This window comes from Natrialba swarupiae (assembly GCF_008245225.1).
GTDB classification, from domain to species: domain Archaea; phylum Halobacteriota; class Halobacteria; order Halobacteriales; family Natrialbaceae; genus Natrarchaeobius; species Natrarchaeobius swarupiae.
The window spans coordinates 38,979-65,258 of the sequence record NZ_VTAW01000018.1 but is presented as its reverse complement, the minus strand read 5'-3'; the positions used below and the strand labels follow the sequence as shown (position 1 = coordinate 65,258).

Below are 26,280 nucleotides of genomic sequence, written 5' to 3'. Positions count from 1 at the left end.
ACGAGAAGCGGTCGATGGCACCGACTCGTAGGTCTGCCGTAACAGTGTATCGCCACGACCGCGTCCCTCCTGGGGTTGGTCGAAACTGACCTACGGCGGTCCATCTCAGTCCCGCGATCCGTTCGATCCGGTCACCGGCTGTCGTGGCGGGCCGGAACAGACCTACAGCGGTCCGTCTCAGCGGCGGCCGTAGTCGGGGAGATCAGCGTGGCCGTCCTGTGAACTGAGAACGGCGGGTGCAAACCCTCGTTATCTTATCGGTTCTGCGCGAAATCGATCGCGAGCGAGAGAACGAAGTAGACGACCGCGACGGCGGCGAGAAATCCCGGGTCGATTCCGCTCTGCCAGTATTGGTACGCTCCGACGACGAGGACGACGATCACCGTCCCGACGAGGTGGTACCGCACGCGTAGCGAGGAGGTATCCATACTCGAACGTCTCCCGACAGACACATCAGTGTACTCCACCCCCACTTCCACGCGTCGGACGCTCGTGCGCCTGATTCGCGGACGGTGGTTCCAGGCCGACGGTGGACAGCAGTCGAGCCCGCGAACGCGACCGACCACCTTTTGCGCATCCGCGCCCTACCGCCTCGCGTGCGATCGCTCGAGGCCGAACTGGCAGATGCCCGCTCGCTCTCGGTTGCCGAGCTCGCGGACGCAATCGAGTCCATCGGGTTCGAGTGTACCCGCTGTGGTGCCTGCTGTACGGGCCACGGCGAGGACGAACACACTGCAACGGTGTTCCCCGACGAGGTTCGCGTTCTCGTCGACCACGGCCAGTCCCCGGCCGACGGCGGCGTCGCGAAGTCGACGCTTGCAGACCGCGGCGGCGAAGAGACGAACGCGACCGCCGCCAATGACGACGCCGACTCGAGTGGCGCCCGCGAGTGGCGAGAGGTCGCCCGACCGATGCCGTACGGGCTCTCGAAGGGCGATGACGGCCTCGATGGCGAGACGTTCGAGTGGGCGCTTCGGACCGACGGCTGTGGAGACTGCACGTTCTACGAGGAGGACGACGCCGGCGTCGGGAGCTGTACCGTCCACGACGATCGGCCGCTGATCTGTCGAACGTATCCGTTCAGCGTCGACCTCACGAACGCTGCGACTGAGGAGCCCTCGGACTCGCCCGACGGAGGGGCCACCGGCACGAGCCAGCCGATGGGCGAGACCGTCGACGGGGAGGGAGTGGTCCGCGCCCACGAGTGTGAAGGGTTGGGGACCGAGATTCCGCGCGCGGACGCCGAGGACCTCGCTCGCGCATTGAAAGAGCGGGCGGTCCGCGAACGCGAGGAGGCGATCGCCGTCCGGGACGCCTACGAACCCGCCGATCCCAGCCCGGGCGAGATCGTCGTCCACGACTCCGAGGGGGCGAAACGGCTCGACGGAACGCCCCTTGAGCGGTGATACGGATTACTGTAACGATTTACCGGCGCAACCGCCGGACGGGTCGCGGTTGCGCCGGAAATGACTTACAGTAAACCGTATGAGTCGTCGACCCCGACTGGATCCGCGAACAGAACCGACCACCGGCGTCGGACCGATAGGAAATTGAGTCGGCTCTTCGAACGTCGACCATGACTATCGACTGGGATCCGATCACACACGTCACGAAGGTCGATCCCGCCAAGGAGCTTCCGTCCGACCTCGAAGTGCTCGAGGGAACCGACCTAATACTCGTCGGCGGTTCCGACGGGGTCACCGAGACGAACACGCTCGAGGCGATCCGGGCGATCGACGAACACCTGCCGTCGGTACCGGTCTGCCAGGAGCCCAACGGTTCTTCACACGTCTCCCGAGAGACGATCGACGCCGTCGACGCGCTCGCGGTTCCCGCCGTCTACAACGGCGATCGAGATCACTTCGTCGGCAAACACGTCGATCTGTTCACGGAGATCGGCCGGAAACCGGAGAAAACCGTCGGCTCGAGTGTGCCAGTCGTGGGCGACCTCATCGCGTCGAAAGGCGTCGACGTGGTCTCCGAACTCGCCGCGAAGCTGTTCGGCGAGGGGTACGTCGTCCAGAACCTCGAGTCCGCGGCGGCCGATCGCGCCGGCGTCGAGTCGACGTGGACCCCCGATCAGGTTGCGGGCACGGCACTCGCGACGGAGACGTTCTACCGCTTTCCGATCTTCTACGTGGAGTACTCCGGAACCTACGGCGGACCGGCGGACGTCGAGGCGGCCTCACGATACCTCGAGGAGACGACGCTTCTGTACGGCGGTGGGATCGACAGCGCCAAGAAGGCGACCGAGATCCTCGAGGCCGGCGCGGACGCGATCGTCGTCGGCGACTGTTTCCACGACGATCCCGAGACGTTCCGCGAGACGATTCCGAGCCGGTAGGATCGGTCGGGGTTGTTACACGAGTGGGGAGGGGCCCTAGCCCGCACCCGTCTACAATGGCGACGTTGTCGCCACGCGGTCGGCGTTGGTGACAACGTCGCGAAATCGTGTTAAAACGTCTCTTCGATGATCTCGCCCACGGCGAAGTTCGATTTGACTTCGGTGACTTCGATCTTGACACGCTCACCGACTTCGGCACCGGGGACGATGATGACGTATCCCCGTTCGACGCGGGCGATTCCGTCCCCCTGCTTGCCGATGTCTTCGATCTCGACGTACCGTGTCTCCCCGATGTCGACCGGCGGTTGTGGCTCCGACGGCGCACTCGGTGGGCTCGTTGCCGTCGAGTCCTCGTCGGCACCGTCCGCCGCTCGAGAGATGAGCGCAACGCGGTAGACATCTCCCGGATCGATGTCGCCAGTTTCGACTTCCTGACGTGGTACCTCGATAACGTACCGATCCTCCTCGGCCGTGACCTCCGTACTGAACAGACACAGGAGTTTTTCAGATATTTCCACAGGTAGACCCTCAGTAGCTTCTCAGTTCCCCCTCCATAATAGAACTACCGACCGCTCGAGCGCCGGCAACCGAGAACCCGGTGTTCCATGGGGATGTCGTTCGGGCTGTGATCGGCCACTGACAGCGAAATTACAGCAGTTCGGTTCAGTCGGCACGCCCGGACCCGCGAGCCGTCGCGAACCGCGAGAGATCGACTTCGAGGTCGAGATCGGCGTCCGTGACCGACTCGTAGGGGCGGTTGATGACGACGTCGCCGGCCGTCCGGTCGCCGATACCGGGGATCGCCGTGAGTTCGTCGATCGAGGCGTCGTTGAGATCGAGCGGATGGGGGACGCCGGTGACGGATCGGTAGCCGTGATCGACGACAGCGACGTCGATCGTTCGCCCGAGATCGTACTCGCCCGGAATGCCGACGAGCAACGGGTACGTTCCCAGTTGACGGCCGAACGTCGTCCCGTCTTGATGGTACTCGAGGTGAACGTCCGGGAGGACGGTCCCTGCCGGGGCGACGCGCTCGAGCATGGGGTTGTCGATCTCCTCACGAACCTGGCGCTTGTAGCGTTTGAACAGCTTCTTGTGTTCGTTTGCGATCTCGGCACCCGTCTCGGACATTTCGGTCCCGTCGAACGACATCACCTGCCGGATGTTGACGCGTCTGAGCATGTACCCCTCGTCGTAGACTCGCCGCAGAAACGCGAGGTTGCGCTCGTAGGTTTCCTCGCGTTCGCCTTTGAGGCCGTGCAGGAGGTTGATTCCGGGAAGCAACTTGGGGAGCCGGCGGGGCGCTTCGTCGCCAAAGGCGGGCGCGTCCTCGGGGGCCGCGCTCGCGCCGTCGGCGGGCCTCGAGTCCCTCGGCCCCCCCGGGCGCCACCCCGCCTCTTCGTTGACGATCCGAACGGCCTCGAAACACTCCTCGGCGCTGACGTTCAGGTTGTTCTCCTCCTGGACCACCGGATCGGCCGACTCGAGACCGAACGCGGCCGTATCGCCGGGCGTGTTGTGTTCGGCGATGATCCGGAGCCCTTCGCGGCTCTTCTCGGGCCACTCGACGACCGTGATCGGGTTCACGTTGTCGAGGTGTAACGTCTCGAGATCCGGCGCGACCTCGCGGATGCCGCTGTAGAGTTGTCTGAGCGCGTCGGGGTTCGGCGCTTCGCCGTCGCCGCCGTAGGCCAGAATGTCGGCCTGGCGGCCGATCCGGAAGTGTCGAACGCCGAAATCCGAGAGCGCGTCGACCTCGCCGACGACCGTCGGCGGTGGCCGAAACTCGGGGTTGCCGTACAGCGGCTCGGTACAGAACGAACACCGGTAGGCACAGCCCCGCGAGGTCTCGAGTTCGGCGATGAGGTAGTCGGGGTGATTCGGGTGTTGTTCGACGACGAACGCGCCCTCCCGGGCCCACCGCGAGACCTCGTCGATATCGCGCATTCGGTTGTTGAACCCCTCGAGACCGCTCTCGACGAGATCGTAGACGGCGGCCTCGACGTCGCCTTTCGCGACGAAGTCGAAATCGAGATCCTGGCGTTCGGTCTCGGTCGCCCCCTCGTTGGCGTCGCCGACGCCGAACTTGATTGGACCACCCATCAGGCTCGTTCCGCTTGCCGTCCAGGCGAGTTTTCGAACCTCGTCCGGTTCGGCCGGCGTTCCCCCGACGTAGTTGCCGGGAACGGTCATGCCGCCGAGATAGACCAGCAGGTCGGCCTCGTCGACGTCGCGCCACCGGTGCTGTTCGTCCCGCAGGCCGTCGATCGTATGATAGGTGATCTGTTCACGTGGGACGCCCGCGTCCACGAGCGCTCCCGCCGCGTATCGTGGGTACGTCGAAACGTACGGCGGCACCCCGAAGTGGGCGGGCTCGTCGACGTAGCCGTCGACGATCGTCACCGACAGCGTTTCGGGGTCAGTCATGGCTCGAGGTAGCGCCTCGAGCGGTAAAACGGTGACTACATCGGGGAACGGACGGGGGATGCGTCGCTGCTCTCCCAGCGTTGATATAGCCGGAGGCCCTCGAAGCGGGTATGCCACCGACCGAGGAGATCCGCTGTACGGACGACGACTGTTTTTTGGACCTGTTCGAAAACCACTACACCTACGACGTTCCCGACGACTTCGAGGTTGCGGCGCTTTCGTGTCCGGTCTGTGGTGAAACCGATTCTCTAGAACCGGTCAAACTGTAACACGATGTTGCGGGTTGGAGCCAGCCGACCCGCCGGTTCGTCAGACGTTAATTTCCCCACATCAAAACCAATATGAAGCTACAGACCGTAGAGGGATTCTCGAGTATGTCCCCCGGCTCCGCCCACATCCTCGCTCCCGACGCCACAGCGACGACCGCCGCCCGCTCTCGAGGTGAGCGTGTATGACCCTCGAGGAGTTCGGTTCTGCGGTCGGCGACAGTCTGTATCGACAGATCGGACGTGCGAACGGCCACGTCCAGAACTATCGCTCGCTCCCCGTCGACGTTCTCGAGGCCGACTCGTCGTATCTCGTCGTCTTCGATGCCCCCGATACCGAACCCGACGACGTACAGGTGCGATACCACGACGGAAACGTCAGAGTTCGTATCGACCGATTTCGCGAGTTCCGCGAGGGGTATCGTATGCGGTTTCCCGGTCGCGGGATGACGTTAGACGGAGAAGCCGAACTGCCGTCGGATGCGGTCGTCGAGCCGGACGCCGGAACCGCGACCCTCTCGGAGAACGGCACGATCCGCATCGAAATTCCGAAAGGTGCCCCCCGTGTCGAGTCCGGCGAAACTGACGAATCCGGTAGCGTCGACGGACCGAACGCCCCCGAAGCTGCGGAGTCGTCCGGTTCCGCCGGCGACGGCGTCGCCGTCGACGACTGAGACGGTTTACTGTCAGTCAGTTCCGGTAAACCGCGCCCCATCCTGGACGACCGCGCTCCATTCTGACCTCCCGGAAAATCGGGACAGCGCTCCAACCGTGTGGACGCTCGTCACTCCTCGAACGTAAACGTCATCCCCTCCGTGACGTCGAACGCCTCGTCGCCGTCGAACCGGGTCGGGTCGTAGGCGTCGATCCCGTCCCCGCCGAGTAGCTCTTCGGCGATCCGCGCGCCGATCGCCGGTGCGCGCATGATTCCCTCCCCCTGGAACCCGGTCGCGACGTACAGGTTCGACTCGAGTTTACCGACCAGCGGATCCCGGTCCGGCGTCGCCGTACAGAGTCCGGCCCAGGCTCGCTCGAGGTCGAACGAGCCGGCGGGAAACCGGTGGGAGACCCGCTCTATCAGGTCGGTCGAAAACGTCGAGTCCGCGTCGCGGTCGTAGCCGTCCGGATCGGCCTCGCGTTCCTCGGTCCCGTTGCCGGCGAGGATCCCCTCCGCGTGGGGGCGAACGTAGAAGTCGCCGGTGGCGTCGTAACACATCGGCTCCGCGAGGTCGGCGTCGGCGACGAGTGCCTGCACTCGGTACGGCTTCATCGCGATCGAAATCCCCGCGTCCGCGAGCACGCGTTTCGTGTGGCCACCCGCTGCAACGAGTACGGCGTCGAACTCGCGTTCCTCGCCGTCGACGACGATCCGTGCGGGGTCCGATCGAATCGCGACCGGCGTCTCCGTCTCGATGGTTGCCCCTGCGCCGCTGGCAGCCGCCGCGAGACACGCTGTGTATCTGGCCGGATCGGTGTAGCCGGCTGCGCCGGCGATTCCTGCGACCGCGATGTCGTCGGTCCGAAGCGACGGAAATCGGTCGGCGAGCGCGTCGCCATCCGCCTGGAGCGCGACGATACCGTGTTCTTGCATCCGCTCGACGCCCGCTCGAACGGCATCGACGCGCTCGTCGTCGCCCTCGCGTGCGAGCCAGACGTACGGACACTCGACGAACGGGAACGTGTCCTCGCCCGAGAGGGCTCTGAATCGCTCGATCGATTCACCGGCGAGATCGGCGTCGAGTGGGTCGGCGAACGCGTCGTAGCAGATTCCCGCGGCCCGGCCGCTCGCTCCGCTCGCGACCGTTCCTCGATCGTACAGGGTCACATCCGCTCCCTCGCGTGCCAGTTCGTACGCGGCTGTCGCGCCGACTGCGCCTGCACCCACGACCGCAACGCTCGAGCCCGCACCGCGGTCGGTGAACGCGTCGGTGCCGACCGCGAGTTCCGCCTCGAGGTCCTCGCTTTCGGTCATCGTAGACCAGGCGACGAGACGCCAGATAGCCGTCGCGTTCGGATACTTCGGGAGTTCGTTACGCGACTTCGTGTCGATATCATAGTGCCATCTGCGTTCGGATCATACTTACTTCTGGGTGGTCCGTTCCAGCAGCCACCGGCCGGACGTGCCGGCTCAGACTTGCCGAACCACCCCATCAGACCTGCGAACGATCCACGCGCTCGGGCGCTTCGAACCCCGTTGCGAGCTCGAGCAACTGGACGAGGATGCGGCCGGTCGCACCCCAGACGGTGTAGCCGTCGACGTGGAAGTAGTGAACGACCATTTCGCCGTAGTAGGGATGGTCGCGCCGTTCGTACTCGTAGTTCGCTGAGTCGAGAAACCCCGCAAGGGGAAGAACGACGATCTCGGCGACTTCGTTGCCGTCGCGTTGATACTCCCGGTCGGGGATCCGTCCGACGAACGGCGTGACGGCGTACTCCGTGATCGTCCGAATGTCGTCGAGCTGGCCGATCATGTCGGCCTCCTCGGACCCGAGGCCGATCTCTTCGGCGGACTCCCTGAGCGCCGTCTCGAGGAGGGAGTCGTCGATCGGCTCCGCGCCGCCACCCGGAAAGCTCATCTGTCCCGGATGTTCGCCGAGATGATCGGCCCGGCGCGTAAATAGGAGGTGGTCCTCGTCGTTTCGATCGACGACCGGCGCGAGAACGGCCGCGTCGTACGGCTGATCGTCTATCTCGACGGGGGTGTGCGCCGCGACAGGGTCGAGATCGAAACGGCTCATCTCAGTCGAGTGCCTCCGTCAGTCGGTTTCGCTCCGTCGCCAGGTCCACGGGCGCCCACGCCTCGAGGTCGTAACTGACGTCGATCAGCTCCTCGAGTCGATCCTGGTCGCCGCGTTCGATCGCGTCGTCGACTGCCTCGACGAACCGCTCGGACGTCGATTCGCCGAGTGCCTTTCGGTCGAGGTCGCGCCGATCGATCCCGAGGATGTGTGGAACGTCCTCGGCGTGGTCGGGAACCGACGGGAACGCGGTCGGGCCGGCGACGAGAAGCGGCGACGGATCGTCCGAGCGCTCGTAGCGAACGAGCGCGAACGAGTCGAGTGCATCGGTGATCGCCGCCGAGAGCGCGGCGTCGTCGACCGATCGGCCGTCCGCACGGTAGGCCGCTTCCGAGAGCGCACGCTCGAGTTCCGCTCGAGTGAGTCCGCCGAAGAGATCGACCACGCCGGCCAGTTCGTCGGCGGTCGCGTTCATACCGCTCCCAACGAGTGGTGCGCTGATAAAGATTGATAGCGTCGGGCACACCCGTTACCGCGAGTCGCTCTTCTGTGTCGGTCGTCGCGATGAATCCCCGGCCGACGATCCGACCCGCCCCTCGAGCCACGGCCGCGAAGCCGCGAGCACCGCCTCCGGTTCCAGTGGCGCGTCCACCCACCGGGGGAGCCGCCGATCGGGGCCCGGTTCGTCGATCGACTCGGTGTAGCGAGCGAGTTGATCGCGTTCGTCCGCAACGTCGTACTCGAGGCCGTTGAACGCCGCATCCGCCCGATATCCGTCGATCAGCCGCTCGCCCGCGAGGCGACATCGCTCGGCCAGGGTCTCGTACTCCAGGCCGACACCGCGTTCCTCGAGGACTCGCAGCAGTTCGGCGGCGACCTCGCGGCTCATTCCCTCGAGTCCCGTCTCGCCGTCGACCGCGCGGTGGTCGTGAACGTGCCGGCCGAGGTCGACCTGCGCGGTCCCCGAAAAGCCAGCGTGATCGAACGCATCGCCGAGCGTGCCGACCTCGAGCCCCCAGGCTCGTGGCGCGCGGAGGTGGCGAGCCAGCGACGCGCTGGCGGCGAACTCTCCGGCCAACGCGTACCGGAACGCGCCGAGATAGTCGACGATCGGGTCGTCGTGTTCGGCTCCAACGGCGGCGATCAGCGGTTCGTAGAACAGCCGAAAGAGACGCCCGTACAGCTGACCGTCCTCGACGCGGGCGTAGTACCCCTTCGAGAACTCGAATCCGAACGACAGCGGCGCGAGGAGCCGTCGCACGTGATCTGCCTCGTAGCTCCGCGCGTCGGCGTCGTGAACGACGACGAACTCGCCGCGGTCGGCCGCCGGCCCCAGTGCGAGCCAGACGTCGAGTCCCTTGCCGAACGCGCCCGACAGCCCGGCCTCCGCGAGGAGCGTTTCGACGGCGGGCGAGTTACACCAGAGTAACTGTATTGGCACCGAGAACGACTCGAGCCACTGGCGAAACGTCCCGATGCGCTCCGATGGCGCGCGCACGGGAACGAAAACGGCAGCCGGGTCGAGCGACTCGAGTTCCGAGAGCACGCGATCGGCCGCAGGACTCTCACACTCCCGGCCGGTCATCGGAACGACGACGACCGTCTCGTCGACCGCCCGCTCGAGGTCGCCGGACGCGTCGGGGGAGCGTCGGCCCTCATTCAGGTCGTGGAGCGTCGCGATTCGCTCCTGGACGTACTCCATCGGTGGTGTGTTCGGCCCCACCGATAAAACGGCCACGACTCCGGCGAACGAGACGGGAGGACCGAAGCTATCGGGTACTCTATACGAAATGGCAGAAAGCCCCGGTCTTTTTCTCCCCTACCTTCCTACAGAGTGAACATGAAATCAGTCCGAAAGGCGCTACGCAAAGGCGACCTCGAGAAGGATACGTACGATCGTCTCGTCTGTAGCGAGTGTGAAAAGCCCCTGAAGACCGAAAACGATCCGGACGAGATCAAGACCGTCCGGATCTGTCCGGACTGCAACGAGGAGTGGAAGGAGATCAGATAACGAGTCGATCCGCCGAGGTTGTCGAACTCGGAATCGACAGCGACCACATCGACACGGCCCGCGGACTACCCGCGGCTGCGACAGCGCGTCGGGATCACGTTTTTCATCGCAAAGTGGCTCTCTCGAGAACCCCTCTCACCGCTCGCCGGACAGCGCCGAGAAGAGCCGTTCTTCGAACTCGGCTTTGTCGATGCCGTCCGACGGGCCGATCCCTCGCATGTGATCGACCGAGAGCTGTCCGCCGCCCATCCGCGCGTGCCCGCCCGCGTTCGCCATCGGAATGTCGCTGACTGCGTGTCGGAGTGTCTCGCCCATGTGGACGCGGTCGTCACGCGACCGGCCCGAGAGGTGGATCGTCCCGTCGCTTTCGCCGTAGACGACGACCGCCGTCACCCCTTCCAGATGCATGAGTTCGTCCGCTGCCTGCGGGATCGCATCGACGTTCGAAATAGTGCCGACGTCACAGACCGCAAACGGACCCTCGACGCGTTTCTCGGTGATCGCGGTCGCTTTGATCTGTAACACGTCGTCGCTGACCTGCGGGTTGGCGATTCGCTCGAGCAAGTCCTCGTCGATCGCGTCGAACAGATAGGAAGCGGCGTCGAACTCCGCACTCGAGCAGCCGTTGGTGAGGTGGTTCGTGTCGGCCTGGATGCCGTACAGGAGACCGGTTGCGAGCTCCGGCGTGAGAGTGAGTGTTCCGCCGTCATCGTTCTCCTCGTCCTCCGTGGTTGCACCGAGTTCTCGGACGTACTCGGTGACGATCGTCGACGCCGCACCGTACTCCGTCCGGACGTCGGTGAACTTCGTCCCGGTCCCGTTTCCGGGATGGTGATCGACCACGGCGATCGGCTCGACGGTCTGTGCGCCGGTGAACCCCCGTGGGGTGTTGTGATCGACGAGCACGACCGCGTCGGCGGCGAGATTGGAACTCGACTCGACGCTCTCGAGGTCGAGGCCGAGGACCGTGCGAAACGCCCGATTCTCCTGGTGGCGGATCTCACCAGGGTACTGCAGCGTCGCGTTAGTGTCGACCGAGTCGGCGATGGTGGCGACGCCCATCGCACACGCCATCGCATCGGGGTCGGGGTTTGGATGCATCAACACGGAGACATCGTCGTAGCCGGCGAGCACTCGTCGAAGGCGAGCGCCCGGCGGGCGACGGAACCAGCGAACCAGCCACCAGGCGCCGAGCACCAAGGCGGCGACGCCGAGGATCAGAAGCGACAGAACCAGCGGCTCGAGCGAGGTAACTCCCTCCACGACACCCTCGAAGGACGAAACGTCCACGTCGGCGAACACGACGGTCCTCGAGGGCCCGGGATCGTACATACCGGACACTTATATTGAATTACCAAGAATTTTCCCCTGTTTTGGCCGATCGATAGCGCCGACCGGCCCGGAGAGAACACCTCAACGACCCTCACCGGACCCCCAGATGGCACGTAGCGAGCGAAAGCCCACCCGTCTACTCTCATCCCGTGTACGCGTCGACCGCATCGCGATACCCCTCGCGAAACGTCGGGTAGGCGAACTCGTAGCCGAGTGCACGGAGCCTCTCGTTCGAACACCGCTTGCTGGTCAGGGTTCTGCGACGGGCGGCATCGGAGAGATCGCCGTCCTCGAGGCGTTCGGCTTTCGTCCGCTTCGGCGGTCGGTCGACGCCGCACTCGTCGGCCAGCCAGTCGGCGAACGCCCACTTCTCGGCGGGCTCGTCGTCGACGACTTGAACGACGTCACCGCGCGCGCGCTCTTCCTCGAGCAGGTAGCGGACCGTCCCCGCGGCGTCGTCGCGGTGGACCATGTTCAGGTAGCCTTCGGTGACCGGCCCCTCGAGGTAGCGCTCGAGACGGTACCGCCCCGGTCCGTACAGCCCCGCATAGCGTGCGACTGTGCCGTCGTACCCGTACTCGATCGGATACTCGAGGGCGATCCGTTCGGCCTCGGCGAGCACCGCGGTTTTCTCCGTCGTCGGCTCGAGCGGCGTCTGTTCGTCGACCCAGTCGCCGTCGTGGTCGCCGTGGACGCCCGTCGAGGAGGTGTAGACCAGCCGATCAGGTGGGTTTTCGCGTTCGCCGAAGGCTTCGACCACCGTCCGGAGACCGTCGACGTAGATCTCGCGGGCTGTCTCGGCCCCGCGGCCGCCGCTGCTCGCGATAAAGACGATCGCGTCTGCGTCCGGAACGTCCGCCAGCGCGTCGGGGTCGGTGATATCGGCCCGGACGGCCTCGAGACCGGCGTCCTCGATCCGGCGAACGCCCTCCGCGGAGCGTCGGACGCCGACCGCGTCGTGACCGTGCGACTCAAGCTGTCGGCCCAGCTCGAGGCCGACGTATCCACAGCCAAGTATCGCGACGTTCATACGCCGACTCGGGAGCCGACGACAATAGGGCCGTCGCTCGAGATCGTTTCGACCGCGAGCGACAACGTCTTTTACGTATAAGTATCCATACACAATCCATGAGCAAGAACATCGCGATTTCGGACGACGTCTACCGGGAACTAAAGCGTGAGAAGGGGATCGAAGTTTCAGCGAGGTGATCGAAGAGACGCTCGACGACGGTCGACGGCTCGACGACGTCACCGGTCACGGCGCGTTGTCGACGATCACGTACTGGACGTGGACGAACTCCTCGAGGGACATCGGCGCGCGGCGTTCGATCTTCTGTTGGATCTCCTTTGCGGCCAGGTCGATCTCGAGGTCACTCTCGACGGCGTCGACGTCGAGGACAGCCGTGGACATGCCCAGCAGCAGGTGTTCACAGGCCATCGTCACGATGGTCTCCGGATCGGGCGCGCCCTCCGCGAGCGACTGGATTTCGGCTGCGTCCTCGAGTGAGAGGTCGGGAGCGTCGCCCGCGACGAGTGCGTCGACGACGTCCCGATCGAGCCCGGTTTCCGTGGCGACGGTATCCGGACCGTGGGTCTCGACGACCACCTCGAGGTCGCCCTCGTACTCCGCTCGCAGTTCGGCGGGCGAACCGGGAACGGCCATCCGCTGTTCGTAGAACATACCAAAACCGACAGCGCTCGGCCACAAGTGGGTTACCATTCAACAATCGCGATCGATCGATGGTTGGGCTGGTGATCGATCGATCGGGACAGTCCACGTCCAGTGATAGCACGTGTATTCCATCGGAACGTTCAACTTCCCTCATGCGTATGACGAATTGTATGAAAGTCGCCCTGATCGGGATCGGTCAGGCTGGTGGGAAAGTCACCGAACGGCTCGCCCGGTTCGACGCGAACATGGGCTTCGACGCCGTTCAAGGTGCCCTGGCCGTCAACTCCGCAGAACCCGACCTCCACTCCCTCGAATTCGTCGACACGCAGCTGATCGGCGCCGACCGCGTCAACGGTCACGGCGTCGGCGGCGACAACGAACTCGGTACCGAGATCATGCAATCGGACATTCAGCAGGTCCTCGGCAACCTGGACGGCCGCGTCACTTCCCGCGCCGAGGCAATCTTCGTGATCGCCGGCCTCGGTGGCGGGACGGGAAGCGGCGGCGCACCCGTTCTCGTTCACCACTTGAAGCGGGTGTACGACGTCCCCGTCTACGCACTCGGCGTCCTCCCGGGCCGAAACGAGGGTGCGCTGTACCAGGCCAACGCCGGCCGCTCGCTGAAGACGCTGCTCAGGGAGGCCGACTCGACGCTCCTGATCGACAACGACTCCTGGCACGAACAGGGAGAGAGCGTCGAGGGTGCCTTCGAGACGATCAACGAGAAGATCGCCCGACGTGTCGGCCTGCTGTTCGCCTCGGGTGAGGCGACCGAGGGCGTCGGCGAGAGCGTCGTCGACTCGAGTGAGGTCATCAACACGCTTCGCTCCGGCGGCGTCTCCGTGCTGGGGTACGCAAGCGAGGTTGCAAGCGAGGACAGCGCCGAGAACATCCAGGTGACGATGACGGTCACGAGACAAGCACTGTTGACCGGAACGAGCATGCCCGCCGCGACGGCGGCCGACTCGGCGCTCGTCGTCATCGCGGGCGAGCCCGAGCGCATCCCCCGCAAGGGCGTCGAGCGGGCCCGCCGGTGGGTCGAAGACGAAACCGACAGCATGCAGGTCCGTGGCGGTGACTTTCCCATCGAGAGCGAACGACTGGGCGCGTTGGTCCTGCTCGGCGGGGCCGAACGCTCGGCCCGACTCGACGAGTTCATGGAGCGTGCGAAGACGGCAAACGAGACTGAGGCGCGTGATCCCGACGAGAACGTCGACCAGCTCACCGACGACCGCCTCGAGAACCTATTCTGATACGGTATACTGTCAATCGCTACCGCCGAACCCGCAGACAGGTCGCGAGTTCGCCGGTACATCGGTACAGCAATCCGTATAAGACAGATCGCGACCCCGCAGTACGGGGCGGCGATCCGTCTGCGTCACGCCGGGAAATAGCCACGCCACTCCCAATCACACGAGGTGCGACGCGGCGACGGCGTCGGTCGGTCGTCGCCTCGAGTGGAGAAACTGATAGGGATTATCGTAGACGTCCATCGATTACCCGCCCGTCGGTCGAGACACGGTGTCGACAGACAAGCGGCGAAACGGTCGGTTGGCGACTCGACAGACAAACGGCGAAACGATCGGTTGGCGACGATAATCCCTCTGAGTCGAATTCGCCCACCCGTTTATATGTCGTGTGGGTCGGCATGTTACTGTCCAACACGGACGACGGGGCGTCTGCTAACGGTTTTCACGGTTTTTTCGATCGGTACTTTTAAATTACAGGCGACAGTATCCATGGGTACCAGAACGCCACCGGGGCGCGTATCGCTCGACGATCGATGACAGGAAATCTTACTCACCGAGATTTCGCAGATTCCGAGCGGTCGCTCTCTTCGGCCGATACCGACGTACGTCACCAGCGACAAATGCGTCGGTGGTCGGTCCGACCACTCCGGTGCGGGTATGGCACAGAGGTTTGAATAACACATGGTAGACGAATCGAAAAACATCGAACTGACGGAAGACGACCTTGAAAACAAATCGAAAGGACAGCTCATCAAGATGGCGGGCCAACTGCGAGATCGGCGAAACGATCTCAACCAGATGGCCTCCGAGCGAGCCTCGAAACGCGACGACCTCAACGCGAAGACACGCGAGAAGGTCGACGAGGCCCAGGAACACCGCGAACAGCGTGACGAGTTAAACGAGCAGGTCCAAGAACACAAGGACAAACGTAACGAACTCAACGCGGAGGCCAACGAGCTGTTCGACAAGGTCGAGAAGCTCAAATCCGACATGGAACTCGACGAGGGCAAGGATCTCGAACAGCTCGAGGACGAGATCGAGCAACTCGAGTTCAAACAGCAGACGGAGGTCCTCTCGAGTGAGGAAGAAAAGGAGCTCATCGAGAAGATCGAGTCCAAACGCGAGGAGTACGAGGAGCGAAAGCAGAAACTCGACCAGAACGAGGACCTCGAAGGGCTCGTCGAGGAAGCCGAGGAGGTTCGCTCCGAGGCCTCCAAACACCACCAGAAGGTCACTGAACTCGCGGACAAGGCCCAGGAACACCACAACCAGATGATCGAGGCCTACCGCGAGGCCGACGATATCCGTGACGACGCCGACGACATGCACGACTCGTTCGTCGAGGCCCAGGAGGCCGCCGACCAGCACCACGAGGACTTCGTGCGCGTCCAGAAGCGTCTGCGCGAACTGGACAAGAAAGAAGAAAAGGAGCGCAAGTCCGAACGCGACAAGAAAAAAGAGGAGGCCAAAGAGGAAGCCGAGGAGATCTATCAGAAGTTCAAGGAAGGCGAGACCCTCGATACCGAGGACCTGATGAAGCTCCAGAAGACCGGGCTCCTGTAACCGCGGTCGTCGCTTCGATTCGTCTTCCGTTCGATTTTCGACGGTTCGACACCGAGCGATGCCGTCGGTGGATGCGGCAGACGACTCTTTTAACAGGTCAGCACACGCAGACGGTGATATGACTCGAGGTGTGATCGATGGTCAGTAAGGCTGGAGTCGGTCGGCTCGCGATCGTGCTGTCAGGAACGGTGCTGTTTGCCGCCCTCGGCGTCGGACTGTTCGTCGTCTATCCGGAGACGGTGGCGGAGCTACTCGGCGTCGTCCTCACACTCGGCGTGTTACTCGTTGGCGTCAAGATCGCCGGAAGCGTCGCGGGCTCGCTGTTTCCCGGCTACGACGTCGCCGAGGTCGCAGTCGAGGGGCCGATTACGCGTGACGGTGGGGGTGGAGCGCTTCCCTCGAGCCCACGAGCGACGCCGGCGGACGACATCGTCGAACAGATCGATCGGGCGAACGACGACGACAACGTACAGGCTCTGCTGGTGAAGCTGAACACGCCTGGTGGGGAGGTCGTCCCGAGCGACGACATCAGGCTCGCGGCCGAGCGTTTCGAGGGGCCGACGATCGCCTACGCGACGGACGTCTGTGCGAGCGGGGGCTACTGGATCGCAAGCGGCTGTGACGAACTCTGGGCCCGCGAAGGGTCGATCGTCGGCTCGATCGGCGTCATCGGCTCGCGGGTGAACGCGAGCGAACTCGCCGAGAAGGTCGGTCTCTCGTATGAACGGCTGGCGGCCGGCGAGTACAAAGACGCCGGAACGCCGCTGAAGGAGATGGACGACGACGAACGCGAGTACCTGCAGGGGGTGATCGACGACTACTACGAGACGTTCGTCGAGCGCGTCAGCGACGGCCGGGATCTCGAGCCGGAGTTCGTCCGCGACACCGAGGCCCGAATCTACCTCGGCGAGTCGGCTCACGAACTGGACCTGGTTGACGAACTCGGCACCCGACGGGACGTCGAGGCGGTGCTCGCAGAGCGCCTCGAGACGGACGAGGTGACCGTCGAAGAGTTCGAACCCGAGCGGCCGCTGGTCGCTCGTATGGGTGCCGGCGCTCGATCGGTCGCCTACGCCTTCGGGGCCGGCATCGCCGGACTGGCCGAGCCGAGGGAGTTTCGGCTGCGATCCTGAGACGGTTTGCTGTCGTCAGTTCTGGAAATCGAGAGAACCGGTACGTGAACGAAACCGCCGTTGCCGGGGCGGTTTGGGGTGGTCGCTCGACGAGCTTGGCGAACGAGTACGTGGTTTTATCGTCACACAGAAAGGAACAGGTACCGTGACAACGCTGGTCGTCTGTCTCGACCGGACCGACGACGTCGGCCGGAAAGCCGGTCTCCGCTCGCCGATCGTCGGCTGGGAGGCAGTCCGCGCGCTCGTGACCGACATCGGCCTCGCGGATCCGGAGGATTCGGGGGTCAACTCCCTGCTCGAGACGCTTCGCGTCGCCCAGAATCTCCGCGACGAGAACGAGGAGGCGGTCGTGGCGGTCGTCTCGGGGGACCGAGAGTCGATGGTCTCGGCAGACAGAGCAGTCGCTCGCCAACTCGACGAACTCATCGCCGAGTACGAGCCGGAGTCCGCGGTCGTCGTCATCGACAGCGCAGAGGACGAGCGGCTCGTCCCGGTCGTCGAGAGTCGGGTCCAGGTCGACTCGGTCGACCGGGTCGTCGTTCGGCAGGCCCGGGACATCGAGTCGACGTACTACCTGCTCAAGCAGTTTCTCGCGGACGAAGAACTTCGCCAGACCGTACTCGTCCCGATCGGCCTGACGCTTCTCGTGTTCCCGATGCTCGCGACCGTCGTCGGACCCGCGGAAGGTGCCGCCGCAATCACCAGCGTCATCGGCCTCTTCTTGCTCTACAAGGGCTTTAGCATCGACGAGATCATCACCGGCGCCGCCCACCAGGTCCGGGAGTCGCTGTACTCCGGCCAGGTGTCGGTCGTCACCTACGTCGCCGCCGCCGGACTGACTCTCGTTGGCCTCTTCGCAGGAGGGCTCGGTGTCTCGAATCTCGAGGATCAGTCAGGTATCGTGATTCCGACGATGCAGTTTACGTACGATAGCATCCCGTGGCTTGCGGTCGCCGCGCTCACCGCGAGTGCCGGTCGAGTCCTCGACGAGCTGATCGGCGAGGAACCGATCCGGCGTTCCTATCTCAACCTGCCGTTCGTCGTGCTCTCGGTCGGGCTCGTGATCCGTGGCTTCTCGGCGTACTTCCTCGAGCAACAGGGGCTCATCGATCCGGTCGAGATCGCCAGCCACGGAATCCTTCCGGTCGAAACCGTCTTCGTCACCGCGAGCGAGCGGCTGGCGGTGTACGTCGTCGCCGCGATCGCGGTCAGTCTCGTCGGTGCTCGACTGGCAGCGTCGCTCGGTGGCCGAGACGAAACGGAACTCGACGACGGAGCCAGCGCCACGTCCGGCCTGACGGACGGCGGACCGCCACCGACGGGGTCGACGGGCGCCGGAAACGACGAGACGGGCGTCGAAATCGTCGACGACCGGACGAACTCACGATCGGGTTCGACGGCTGCCACCGGCGTCGGTGGCGACTCGAGCGCCGAACCGGAGTCCGACGAGGGCGAGTGATACGGTTTCCTGTCCGTCAGTGCCGACGCACTGCGACCGTGGGGCGGGTGTACCCGGAGATCGGGACAGAAACCCGTACGAGACGGTCGGGTACCGATCCGTCGGTACGTACCGGACGGGTTCGCGTTCACCAGCGAGTCGGGCGAACGTTTCAGTCGGACGCGTAACTCGTCACCCATTTACCCCCGTAGATGCACGCACAACCATGAGCGACGCAGACGGGGCCTGGGTGAGCCTCTTTTCGGGCGGGAAGGACTCCTCGTGGGCGTTGTACCGCGCTCTCGAGGACGGCCTCGACGTTCGGCGATTGGTCACCGTCCACCCGAGCGACGACTCGTACATGTACCACGTTCCCGCGACGGAACTCGCCGAACTCGCCGCCGAGAGCGTCGGTATCGAACTCGTCGACGTCGATCCGGGCGACCTCGAGGCGGGGCTGGCCGACGACTCGAGCGAGCAGGGCGACGACGAACTCGAGCCGCTCGAAGCCGCCCTCGAGACGCTCGACCGAGACCTCGAGGGTGGGATCGCGGGCGTGACGGCCGGTGCCGTCGAGAGCGAGTACCAGACCAACCGGATCGAAGCCATGTGCGAGCGTCTGGGGTGTGAGCTGTTCGCGCCGCTGTGGCAGGAAGATCCACGAGAACTCGCCGACTCGATGCTCGAGGCTGGCTTCGAGATCCTGATCGTCCAGGTCGCCGCCTACGGGTTAGACGATTCCTGGCTCGGACGAACACTCGACTGCGAGACGCTCGCCGAACTCGAGGAACTACACGACGAGTACGGCGTTCACATTCTGGGAGAGGGCGGCGAGTTCGAGACATTGGTGGTCGACGGGCCGCACATGGACCGGCGGATCGACCTCGAGTACGAGCGTGAGTGGGACGGGTCCCGGGGTCGGTTGCGGATCACTGACGCGCAACTGGAGTGATTGGTTCGACCGTGAGTGAGCGAAGCGAACGAGCGGCTTTTTTGGTCCAGATTTTTTGCGCGAGCGGTCGACGAAGTCGACCCGAGCGGAAAAAAGGTGGTTCTGAGACCCTGGTGGTCGACGGCCCGCACATGGACCGACGGATCGACCTCGAGTACGAGCGCCAGTGGGACGGGTCTCGAGGCCGATTGCGGATCACCGACGCGCAGTTGGGTTGACGATCGCTCCGGCGAGCCTCGATTCGGCAGCCGACGGATCGGATAGCGACCCGCAGGAACCGGTCACGAGGAGGTCCAGACCTGTGCCTGCGGCGTGCCGCAACTGTCACAGACGACGGCTCGGTTGTCCTTGTACGTCGCTCGCTCGAGTTCGCCGTCTGGACAGGCCGGGCAGGTCCGCCCCTCCAGAATCGAGAGTAGCTGACGTCCCTGTCGGTCGGTCTGTGACTGCTGTGATTTCGCCATATCACCACACCCGGCTGGGGGAGGGGTAACGGTTGACCCTGCCTGTGCCATCCCATCTCTATTCCGGTATCGAGCACTCTGGCGGGTTGCGAGGATCCGCCGGCACCGACTGGCGGGCTGTGAGGATCCGCTGGCACCGAAACAGGGCGATCCGTTTATGCGCTTGCACACGGAATCGGAGAGCGATGTGGCCCTGGGGACACCTCGCCGTCGCCTACCTCCTGTATACTGCCTACACTCACTACCAGTACGATCGTCCGCCGCTTTCGCTTCCGGCGATCGCACTCGCGATCGGCTCACAGCTCCCCGACCTGATCGACAAACCGCTCGCGTGGACGTTCGACATCCTCCCGGGCGGTCGCACGCTTGGTCACTCGCTTCTGTTCGCCGCGGTGTTGGTTCCGGCCGTCTACGCCCTGGCGATCCGCTTCGACGCTCGTGACGTCGGCGTCGCGTTCGTCGTCGGTCACCTCTCTCATCTCCTGGCCGACGTCCCACCCTCGGTGCTCACTGGCGACCTCTCCGGAACCGAGTTCCTCCTCTGGCCGCTGGTCGAACAGCCGCCGGAAGATCCCGTCGACGGAGTGCTGGACGCGATTCTTACCTACTATGCGATGGGGCCCTACGAACTGTTCCAGTTCGGACTGTTCGTCCTCGCGGCGGTCGTCTGGTACCGTGACGGAGCACCCGGACTGGGGTACGTACGTGTACTGTTCGAACGCGGCAGACGTGTTCCGTCTCGAGACGAGTAGCCGAAATCGTGCCAGACCGTCTCCCGGCCGAGCGTACCGCACGGAATCGTGGCGGCTATCCCTCAGCCGTCCGTAGTTCGAGTATGCGCCAGTTCGTACTCGTCGGCCACGAGGTTCCCACCGATCCCGATTTCTCGCTCGACGACCTCGCCGGCGGCGCCGGCCGCCTCGACGCGCTTTGCCGATCGATCACCGCCTCGTTCGTCACCTCCCACGGCATCCGTTCGGACGTCCGCGTCCACCTCGTGGCCCAGGACGAACTCACGATCTCGTTCGACGGTCGCGAGCTTCGTCGTCTCAATCCGGACGAACGGAGTACCGCCGCACTCGTCCGGAACGCACTCGAGCATCGGGACGAGGCGATCGGTGCGCTCCCCGCCGAACCGAGCCCTGGCGTCGAACTCTACCGCCGCGGATTCGAAGAGACGCTCGAGTTCGTCGGTGAGGACGGGCCGATCATCGAACTACACGAGGACGGCGATCCAGTAGTCGACGCCGGCGACCTCGCGGATCCGACGTTCGTCCTCTCGGATCACCGGGATTTCACCGACGACGAGCGCCGGACGCTCGAGGCCGCCGCCGACCGGCGGCTTCGACTCGGTCCGGAGCTGGTACACGCCGATCAAGCGATCACGATCGCTCATCACTTTCTGGATACGAACGGCTACGAGCGCTGGTAGCCGATTCCCCGGTTGCTAACGGCGAACCGACCGGGTCACGTCGGGCGTATTTTGGTCCTTTTTTCTCAGCGGATGAACGGTTTCGGAACCGTTAAACGCTCGGATGATCACTTTCGAAATGCGGGCCGGTGGGGTAGCTTGGTATCCTTCGGCCTTCGGGTGGCCGTAACCGCAGTTCGAATCTGCGCCGGCCCACTTTTCCCGCATCGCAAAACGGGGAGCGAAGCGGCGAGTTTGCGATGCGGGCAAATGGAACCAAGCAGATTCGAAGTAGAGCAGTCGCGCACAGCGAAGCGAGCACGTCTAGACGTGGTTCGTAATCTGCGCCGGCCATTTCTATCTGCTGACGATGGATCCGTGGCAACCTGCCAGTGTGAGATTTGTCCTCAGTACCCCTCGTGATCGAGGACAGTGCTGTGAGACAACAATTCGTCTCAGTCGACCGATGGTTCGGCGGACGAACACCTCGGTTCGATTTCGATTTCCTGAGGTGGCGTGACCGAAATCGTGTATCCTCGGTAGGTGAACTCGAGACGGAGGTCGGTTTCGCGTGTCGTCGACGGACGAAACAGGGCGTCCAGTGCGTCCGTATCGACCGCCGCGTACAACGGTGGCTGGAGGTCACTCGGACTGGTTCCGTCGCGTGCGGCGACTTTCTTGGCGATCTTGACGCTCGTTGATTCCCCGGGCCCCATACCGGCCGTCCAACGGACCGGGTTAAAAAGCCCCAGGATTCTTTTCCGACACGTGGCTGACGTGCGTCTGACGGTGTTCAGACGATAACTTCGTTCGGACGGATGCGAACGATCACGCGCTCGCTTTCGATCGGCTGCGGGTAGTCCTGGTCCAGATAGCGCCGGGAAAGTTCGTCGATATGTTCTCGAGCGCCGTCGGTCGTGATCTCCTCGATGTCACCGATGACGGTGAGGTGGCGGTATGGGTCGACCGGATCGATCATGCTGAGACCGACGGAGGGATTCGCCTCGAGGTTGCGAAGCTTGCGGCGGTGGCGTTCGGTGTTGAACAGCAACCGGTTGTCGTCGGCGTCGTAGTCGATCCACACCGGCGTGACGTGTGGATCGCGGTCGTCGGTCAGCGTCGCAACGTGTGCGAACGTACGTTTCTCGAACAGGTCGTGAACCTCCTCGGGGATCGAGGCCATAGACCGGTTTCACCGACCAGGGGTTTTCAGTTGGTGCCTTCACTCGGAGGGGGCCAGTCGCTCGAGCGATTGCCCGGCACGGTCTCGAACCGACGGAGGAAGGCGGCCACGAACGTACGCGACGGCCTCGATCCCGGTCGACGACGACGGATTATCTCGGTTGGGAACTACAGATCACGTAGTCTGATGCCGTCTTGGACCAGCCGCGCGTTCCGTTCTCGCTCGAGGTGTTCGCCGAGATCGTCGTGGTCGTACAGTTGAGCGACGACGTCCGCGTACAGCGTCCGCCACGCCAGCGCGTAGATCGGGGACTGCCCCCACGCGCGTAGCTCTGGTACCAGTTCGTCGTACGTCTGGTAGCGTTCCTCGAATCGGTCGATCGCCTCGAGCACCTGGGTGGCTGCCTTCCGGTCGTTTTCTGCGTCGTCGATCGCCTCGTTGAGTCGTCGCTCCCACCCTGCGACCGCCTCCTGCATGTCCGCGGCGGCGGTCTCGTCCTCCGGTGGCAATCGATCGAGGATCGGTTCGGGAACGCCGAGTGAGAGTTCGTCCATGCAACGTGGTATATCGGCGACTGGCAAGAAGGTACGGACCGCACCCGACGCGGGGTATACGGTTTCCGTCCGTCATGCCGGCACAGTCGTGGGGCGAGTGCGCCCGGAGAGCGGGACGGCAACTATAGTCGTCGCGTGAGGTCACCGAGGCGACGAACCCGTCGCCAGCGGCGCGCCAGGCGTCGACGACAGCGTCGTCGATCCCGCTGTTCCAGGGATCGATCGCGTCTCGTGCCGGACAACTTCTATATCGCACTATGCGATTTATTGCCGGGATGGTCACATCCAACGCAGAGACAGAGAAACGTACTCGACAGCCACGGAGAGCGCCAAAAGCAACAGATCCTATATCAGCCCACGAGAAACCGACAGACAGAGCGCCACACTGGCCGTTTCCAGACGTATCCGCGAGAGAAGTGGCCCGAACGACGCTCGACCGCAGGTCGTCGTCTGCCACGTGCAAACCGGTCGGGATGAGCGGGACGAACCGAGCTCGAGACCGTATAAGACGATATTTGAGATCGTGGTTTGATCTCGACGACAGACAGTGTCGGTGGCGCTATCCGATAGTAATCGTTGAAACGATTCAGACACCGCTCGCACTCGAGCGGGAGTGCAATGGCTTTCAACGATCAGTATAGATTCCGAGACAATCTCGCTTGCGGAGGGGAAACGTCAATCCAGAGGTGTCGTTGCTTTCGAGTCGGCCGTCTCGGGCCAAAGCGTCTCTGCGCCTGATGGATCCGGATCCCAGATGTACCCCTCGACCGCAACGACATCGCCACCGTCGTTGTACCGGCCACGACCCTGCTCTCGGACCCGCAAGACATCGCCGTCAGCCGTCCGAATTCGATACCGGATGTCGAAATCCTCACCACGATCCATCGCGTCTTGAACGGCGTTCCAGACGTCGTCGGCGTCACCGTCGTGGATGATATCACCGCCCAAGGTAACGGTCCCGTCTACCAGTCGTTCGCTGTCGTATCCTGTGAGACCCTTCGTTCCGCCAGAGGCGAACATAACCGGCCACCCCTCCTCGTTTTTCACCCGGTAGGCCATTCCGGGTAAGTTGTTGATGTACGAGGTAAGGTGAGAGACGATCACCTCGTGTTCATCGGTGAGAGCACTGGCCGTGGCCATGTCCGAGAGGATCCGGTCGGAACGGCTGTCGATCACGTCGGTCGACTCGGAGATGGTTTCGATGGTGCGAGCCTGACTGTCGTTGACATCTGCGACTTCACCGATCCCGGAAGCGGCCTCGTCAGCGGCCGACGTAATCTCCCCGAGTGCGACGAGGACACTCTCGACTTTGTCATTGGCTTCGGTAACCTGTTGGTTCGTCTCTGTCGTTTGTTCGACCGTCTGTTTGGTCTGGTGTTCAAACTGTTCGATCTGGGTAGAGATTTCGTCAGCGTGGGCGATGGTTTCGTTGGCGAGCCCCTTGACTTCGTTAGCGACGACGGCGAATCCAGCACCGGAGTCGTCGGCTTTGGCCGCCTCGATGTTTGCGTTCAACGCCAAGAGATTCGTCTGGTCTGCAATATCGGCGATCACGTCGACGACCTCTTCGATCGCCTCCATGCGGTCGCTGAGTTCATTAACTGTCGTTGTCAGTTCGTCGGTGATATCGACCACCCCGTTCATCGTCTCCAGTGCAGTCCGGGTCGTCTCTTGACCGCGTTCGGCTGACGTCTGGGCCTGTTCGGCAGCGGCTGCGACCTCTTCGGAACTAGCAGCGACCTCCTCCATCGAGGCGCTCAGTTCGTCGAGCTCCTCACGAACGTTGGCGACCTCGTCGACCTGCGTCTCTGTGACTTCGAGTGTCCCATCTACATGTTCGCTGATCGTTTCGATATGCTCGACTGCCTGTCCAAGTTCCCCCTCTTGTGGCATGAACCCACCAAGAGAAGCGTTCAACAACAAGATTCCGGCCAATAGCAGACTGAAGACGCGCGAACGGCAAACCGAGAGCCTCGAGGCGGGGGTTCGAAGGCGGTCGACCAGATTCGATGGTAACTCCAGCGTCGAACGCCGTTTCGACCGAGTCGATGCTGCCTCGAGGCCCGATGAACGCACTCTCCGTGAATTGGGCGAACCGATCGGTGATATCGCCGGAGCGACGAGTTTCGTGGACCTCCGGAATGCCCACGACCGAGTTCACTACGTCTGGTATCGGACTCGAGGGTGGCTTCCAGTCGCCGCGACTGGACCGCGTGTTCGTCGGGCCACGGTCGACGCCACGACACCCCGTTGTCTTCTACAGCGCCAGCGTAGTGGGTCGTCGAGGAGAAAAGCTCGGAACCCGACTCGAGTTCGTTGATAAATCATATGCGACGATAGCAAATCTATCGGAAGTTTCGGAAACGGCCCGGCGAGGCTTAAGGGGGTCGCCGAGAAATCCACGAGCCGTGATCGTCGACGACCGCGTGCTACGCGAGGATTTCGTGCCGAGTGAGGTGGTTCACCGCCACGACGAGGTGAATCGCCTCTCGGAGGCCCTCGAGCCGCTGGTGTACGGCCGGCGACCCGATCCCGCCTTCCTGTTCGGGCCGACGGGCGTTGGAAAGACCTGTATCGCCAGATACGCGCTGACGCAGCTGTGTAAACAGGAGCCGGACGTCCGGGTCGCCTACGTCAACTGCTGGCAGGAGTACACCCGCTTTCGGGTCCTGTACAGTATCCTCGAGTCGGTCGGACGGACGACGGGCGTCCACCGGTCGACGCCGAAAGACGAACTGTTCGGTCGGCTGTCGGCGACGGACGACCGTCCCGTCGTCGTGATTCTCGACGAAGTCGACCAGCTCGAGGAGACGGGTGCCCTGTACGACCTCCATCGACTCGCTCACGTCTCGCTCGTGATGATCGCCAACCGCGAGGACGAACTCTTTGCCGGCTTCGACGACCGCGTGCGCTCGCGGCTTCGTGCCGGCTCGAGGGTTCGATTCGACAGGTACGGCACGGACGAACTGGCGGCGATCCTCGAGAAACGAGCCGAGAAGGCCCTCGAGCCGAACGCGATCGGAGACGAGCAGTTACGAACGATAGCCGACGCGGCGTCGGGCGATGCTCGCGTCGGAATTGGCATTCTCCGATCGGCCGCCCTCGGAGCCGAACGCCAGGGGATCGCCTCGGTCACGGACAGTGTACTCGAGGAGGCGATTCCCTCCGGACGGACGGCCGTACGGCGGCGAACGCTCGAGGGGTTGATCGAACACCAGCGAGTGCTGTACGACGTGATCGCCGACGCCAGTGAGATCGAGCCGGGTGAGCTCTACGCCACGTACGAACGCCGTGTCGAGGAGCCGAAAACCAGGCGGACGCTCCGGAACTACCTCACCAAGATGGTCCACTACGATCTGATCGAGGCCGTCGGCAAGCGCCGCGGTCGGACCTACCGGGTGGTCGACGAGGAGGTCGGGGAGAGCTAAGCACGTCTCGCCAGTCTCGAACCGCTACGGTCCAGCGTCCTGGTCGAACACTGCTGCGATCGAGCGTCGTCGTGGCGAACACTGCTGCGATCGAGCGTCGTCGTGGCGAACACC

At 63.8% G+C, this 26,280-nt stretch carries 28 protein-coding genes, 1 tRNA gene and 2 pseudogenes; 16 read left to right on the top strand and 15 right to left on the bottom strand.

All coding sequences use genetic code 11. From position 1 onward, the window contains the following. Nucleotides 1-254 precede the first annotated feature (254 nt). Nucleotides 255-428: a hypothetical protein gene (locus FYC77_RS20180; RefSeq protein ID WP_162354534.1), complete on the bottom strand. Its 174-nt coding sequence runs from the start codon at nt 426-428 to the stop codon at nt 255-257. 168 nt (nt 429-596) lie between these two features. On the opposite strand from FYC77_RS20180, the gene FYC77_RS13810 reads away from it, so the two are divergent. Continuing rightward, entirely contained in the window at nt 597-1,406 is an 810-nt protein-coding gene (locus FYC77_RS13810) for a YkgJ family cysteine cluster protein (protein ID WP_149082079.1), read from the top strand. A gap of 170 nt (nt 1,407-1,576) precedes the next feature. Beyond that, nucleotides 1,577-2,344: a heptaprenylglyceryl phosphate synthase gene (locus FYC77_RS13800; RefSeq protein WP_149082078.1), complete on the top strand. Its 768-nt coding sequence runs from the start codon at nt 1,577-1,579 to the stop codon at nt 2,342-2,344. A 110-nt stretch (nt 2,345-2,454) separates the two neighbouring features. Here FYC77_RS13800 and FYC77_RS13795 read toward each other — a convergent pair whose 3' ends face one another. Beyond that, the gene (locus FYC77_RS13795; RefSeq protein ID WP_149082077.1) at nt 2,455-2,862 is read right to left on the bottom strand and encodes a TRAM domain-containing protein; all 408 of its coding nucleotides are present in this window, start codon (nt 2,860-2,862) and stop codon (nt 2,455-2,457) included. A 145-nt stretch (nt 2,863-3,007) separates the two neighbouring features. Continuing rightward, a complete protein-coding gene (locus tag FYC77_RS13790; RefSeq protein WP_149082076.1) occupies nt 3,008-4,771 on the bottom strand; it encodes a radical SAM protein in 1,764 nt (587 codons plus the stop codon). 110 nt (nt 4,772-4,881) lie between these two features. Between FYC77_RS13790 and FYC77_RS20505 the strand changes: the two genes are divergently transcribed. Next, complete coding sequence (locus FYC77_RS20505) at nt 4,882-5,040, top strand: DUF7559 family protein (protein ID WP_202911840.1); 159 nt, start codon at nt 4,882-4,884, stop codon at nt 5,038-5,040. Between the two features lie 182 nt (nt 5,041-5,222). Next, nucleotides 5,223-5,711, top strand: a complete 489-nt coding sequence (locus FYC77_RS13785; protein ID WP_149082075.1) for an Hsp20/alpha crystallin family protein — start codon at nt 5,223-5,225, stop codon at nt 5,709-5,711. A gap of 110 nt (nt 5,712-5,821) precedes the next feature. Here FYC77_RS13785 and FYC77_RS13780 read toward each other — a convergent pair whose 3' ends face one another. The 4 genes from FYC77_RS13780 to FYC77_RS13765 form a co-directional block, all read right to left on the bottom strand. Next, nucleotides 5,822-7,009, bottom strand: coding sequence for an NAD(P)/FAD-dependent oxidoreductase (locus tag FYC77_RS13780; RefSeq protein ID WP_149082074.1), 1,188 nt, complete (start codon nt 7,007-7,009; stop codon nt 5,822-5,824). A gap of 178 nt (nt 7,010-7,187) precedes the next feature. Continuing rightward, nucleotides 7,188-7,775, bottom strand: a complete 588-nt coding sequence (locus tag FYC77_RS13775) for an NUDIX hydrolase (RefSeq protein ID WP_149082073.1) — start codon at nt 7,773-7,775, stop codon at nt 7,188-7,190. A 1-nt stretch (nt 7,776) separates the two neighbouring features. Next, the gene (locus tag FYC77_RS13770) at nt 7,777-8,250 is read right to left on the bottom strand and encodes a DUF7109 family protein (RefSeq protein WP_149082072.1); all 474 of its coding nucleotides are present in this window, start codon (nt 8,248-8,250) and stop codon (nt 7,777-7,779) included. 54 nt (nt 8,251-8,304) lie between these two features. Further along, nucleotides 8,305-9,477 (bottom strand): glycosyltransferase family protein, encoded by a 1,173-nt coding sequence (locus FYC77_RS13765; RefSeq protein ID WP_149082071.1) that lies wholly within the window; start codon nt 9,475-9,477, stop codon nt 8,305-8,307. Between the two features lie 138 nt (nt 9,478-9,615). Between FYC77_RS13765 and FYC77_RS20500 the strand changes: the two genes are divergently transcribed. After that, entirely contained in the window at nt 9,616-9,786 is a 171-nt protein-coding gene (locus FYC77_RS20500; protein WP_200840315.1) for an HVO_0758 family zinc finger protein, read from the top strand. Between the two features lie 135 nt (nt 9,787-9,921). Here the strand turns inward: FYC77_RS20500 and FYC77_RS13760 are convergent, their stop codons facing one another. Next, a complete protein-coding gene (locus FYC77_RS13760; RefSeq protein WP_149082070.1) occupies nt 9,922-11,118 on the bottom strand; it encodes a DHH family phosphoesterase in 1,197 nt (398 codons plus the stop codon). A gap of 142 nt (nt 11,119-11,260) precedes the next feature. Next, on the bottom strand, nt 11,261-12,148 hold the full coding sequence (locus FYC77_RS13755; RefSeq protein ID WP_149082069.1) for an SDR family oxidoreductase: 888 nt from the start codon (nt 12,146-12,148) through the stop codon (nt 11,261-11,263). Between the two features lie 98 nt (nt 12,149-12,246). Between FYC77_RS13755 and FYC77_RS21055 the strand changes: the two are divergent. After that, nucleotides 12,247-12,401: pseudogene (locus FYC77_RS21055) on the top strand (antitoxin VapB family protein); the annotation flags it as partial. Here FYC77_RS21055 and FYC77_RS13750 read toward each other — a convergent pair. Beyond that, nucleotides 12,374-12,799 (bottom strand): DUF5791 family protein, encoded by a 426-nt coding sequence (locus FYC77_RS13750; protein ID WP_149082068.1) that lies wholly within the window; start codon nt 12,797-12,799, stop codon nt 12,374-12,376. The pseudogene FYC77_RS21055 and the gene FYC77_RS13750 sit on opposite strands and share 28 nt — an antisense overlap. 161 nt (nt 12,800-12,960) lie before the next feature. Here FYC77_RS13750 and FYC77_RS13745 point away from each other — a divergent pair, with 161 nt between their 5' ends. From FYC77_RS13745 to FYC77_RS13720, 6 genes and pseudogenes are all read left to right on the top strand, one after another. Next, nucleotides 12,961-14,043, top strand: a complete 1,083-nt coding sequence (locus tag FYC77_RS13745) for a tubulin/FtsZ family protein (protein WP_149082067.1) — start codon at nt 12,961-12,963, stop codon at nt 14,041-14,043. 678 nt (nt 14,044-14,721) lie between these two features. Continuing rightward, nucleotides 14,722-15,603 (top strand): coiled-coil protein, encoded by an 882-nt coding sequence (locus tag FYC77_RS13740; RefSeq protein ID WP_149082066.1) that lies wholly within the window; start codon nt 14,722-14,724, stop codon nt 15,601-15,603. Between the two features lie 137 nt (nt 15,604-15,740). Further along, entirely contained in the window at nt 15,741-16,736 is a 996-nt protein-coding gene (sppA, locus tag FYC77_RS13735; protein WP_149082065.1) for a signal peptide peptidase SppA, read from the top strand. Nucleotides 16,737-16,881: 145 nt separating this feature from the next. Continuing rightward, nucleotides 16,882-18,195 carry a DUF373 family protein gene (locus FYC77_RS13730; protein WP_149082064.1) on the top strand — a complete coding sequence of 438 codons (1,314 nt, stop codon included), beginning with the start codon at nt 16,882-16,884 and terminating at the stop codon, nt 18,193-18,195. 205 nt (nt 18,196-18,400) lie between these two features. Beyond that, on the top strand, nt 18,401-19,126 hold the full coding sequence (locus tag FYC77_RS13725) for a diphthine--ammonia ligase (protein WP_149082063.1): 726 nt from the start codon (nt 18,401-18,403) through the stop codon (nt 19,124-19,126). A gap of 95 nt (nt 19,127-19,221) precedes the next feature. Continuing rightward, a pseudogene (locus FYC77_RS13720) lies at nt 19,222-19,344 on the top strand (diphthine--ammonia ligase); the annotation flags it as partial. A 63-nt stretch (nt 19,345-19,407) separates the two neighbouring features. Here the strand turns inward: FYC77_RS13720 and FYC77_RS13715 are convergent. Further along, nucleotides 19,408-19,590, bottom strand: a complete 183-nt coding sequence (locus tag FYC77_RS13715; protein ID WP_149082062.1) for an HVO_A0556 family zinc finger protein — start codon at nt 19,588-19,590, stop codon at nt 19,408-19,410. A 185-nt stretch (nt 19,591-19,775) separates the two neighbouring features. Here FYC77_RS13715 and FYC77_RS13710 point away from each other — a divergent pair, with 185 nt between their 5' ends. The 3 genes from FYC77_RS13710 to FYC77_RS13700 all read left to right on the top strand — a co-directional run bounded on the left by FYC77_RS13710 (nt 19,776) and on the right by FYC77_RS13700 (nt 21,217). Next, nucleotides 19,776-20,342 (top strand): metal-dependent hydrolase, encoded by a 567-nt coding sequence (locus FYC77_RS13710; protein ID WP_149082061.1) that lies wholly within the window; start codon nt 19,776-19,778, stop codon nt 20,340-20,342. Nucleotides 20,343-20,425: 83 nt separating this feature from the next. Continuing rightward, nucleotides 20,426-21,022, top strand: coding sequence for a tRNA (pseudouridine(54)-N(1))-methyltransferase TrmY (gene trmY / locus FYC77_RS13705; RefSeq protein WP_149082060.1), 597 nt, complete (start codon nt 20,426-20,428; stop codon nt 21,020-21,022). 122 nt (nt 21,023-21,144) lie between these two features. After that, nucleotides 21,145-21,217 (top strand) — tRNA-Pro (locus FYC77_RS13700). Between the two features lie 239 nt (nt 21,218-21,456). Here FYC77_RS13700 and FYC77_RS13695 read toward each other — a convergent pair. The 4 genes from FYC77_RS13695 to FYC77_RS13680 all read right to left on the bottom strand — a co-directional run bounded on the left by FYC77_RS13695 (nt 21,457) and on the right by FYC77_RS13680 (nt 24,631). After that, nucleotides 21,457-21,717, bottom strand: a complete 261-nt coding sequence (locus tag FYC77_RS13695; RefSeq protein ID WP_149082059.1) for a HalOD1 output domain-containing protein — start codon at nt 21,715-21,717, stop codon at nt 21,457-21,459. 77 nt (nt 21,718-21,794) lie between these two features. Continuing rightward, a complete protein-coding gene (locus FYC77_RS13690; RefSeq protein WP_149082058.1) occupies nt 21,795-22,184 on the bottom strand; it encodes a pyridoxamine 5'-phosphate oxidase family protein in 390 nt (129 codons plus the stop codon). A gap of 167 nt (nt 22,185-22,351) precedes the next feature. Continuing rightward, nucleotides 22,352-22,738, bottom strand: a complete 387-nt coding sequence (locus FYC77_RS13685; RefSeq protein WP_149082057.1) for a hypothetical protein — start codon at nt 22,736-22,738, stop codon at nt 22,352-22,354. A gap of 675 nt (nt 22,739-23,413) precedes the next feature. After that, on the bottom strand, nt 23,414-24,631 hold the full coding sequence (locus FYC77_RS13680) for a methyl-accepting chemotaxis protein (RefSeq protein WP_149082056.1): 1,218 nt from the start codon (nt 24,629-24,631) through the stop codon (nt 23,414-23,416). A gap of 515 nt (nt 24,632-25,146) precedes the next feature. On the opposite strand from FYC77_RS13680, the gene FYC77_RS13675 reads away from it, so the two are divergent. Next, nucleotides 25,147-26,166, top strand: coding sequence for a Cdc6/Cdc18 family protein (locus tag FYC77_RS13675; protein WP_149082055.1), 1,020 nt, complete (start codon nt 25,147-25,149; stop codon nt 26,164-26,166). Nucleotides 26,167-26,280 lie beyond the last annotated feature (114 nt).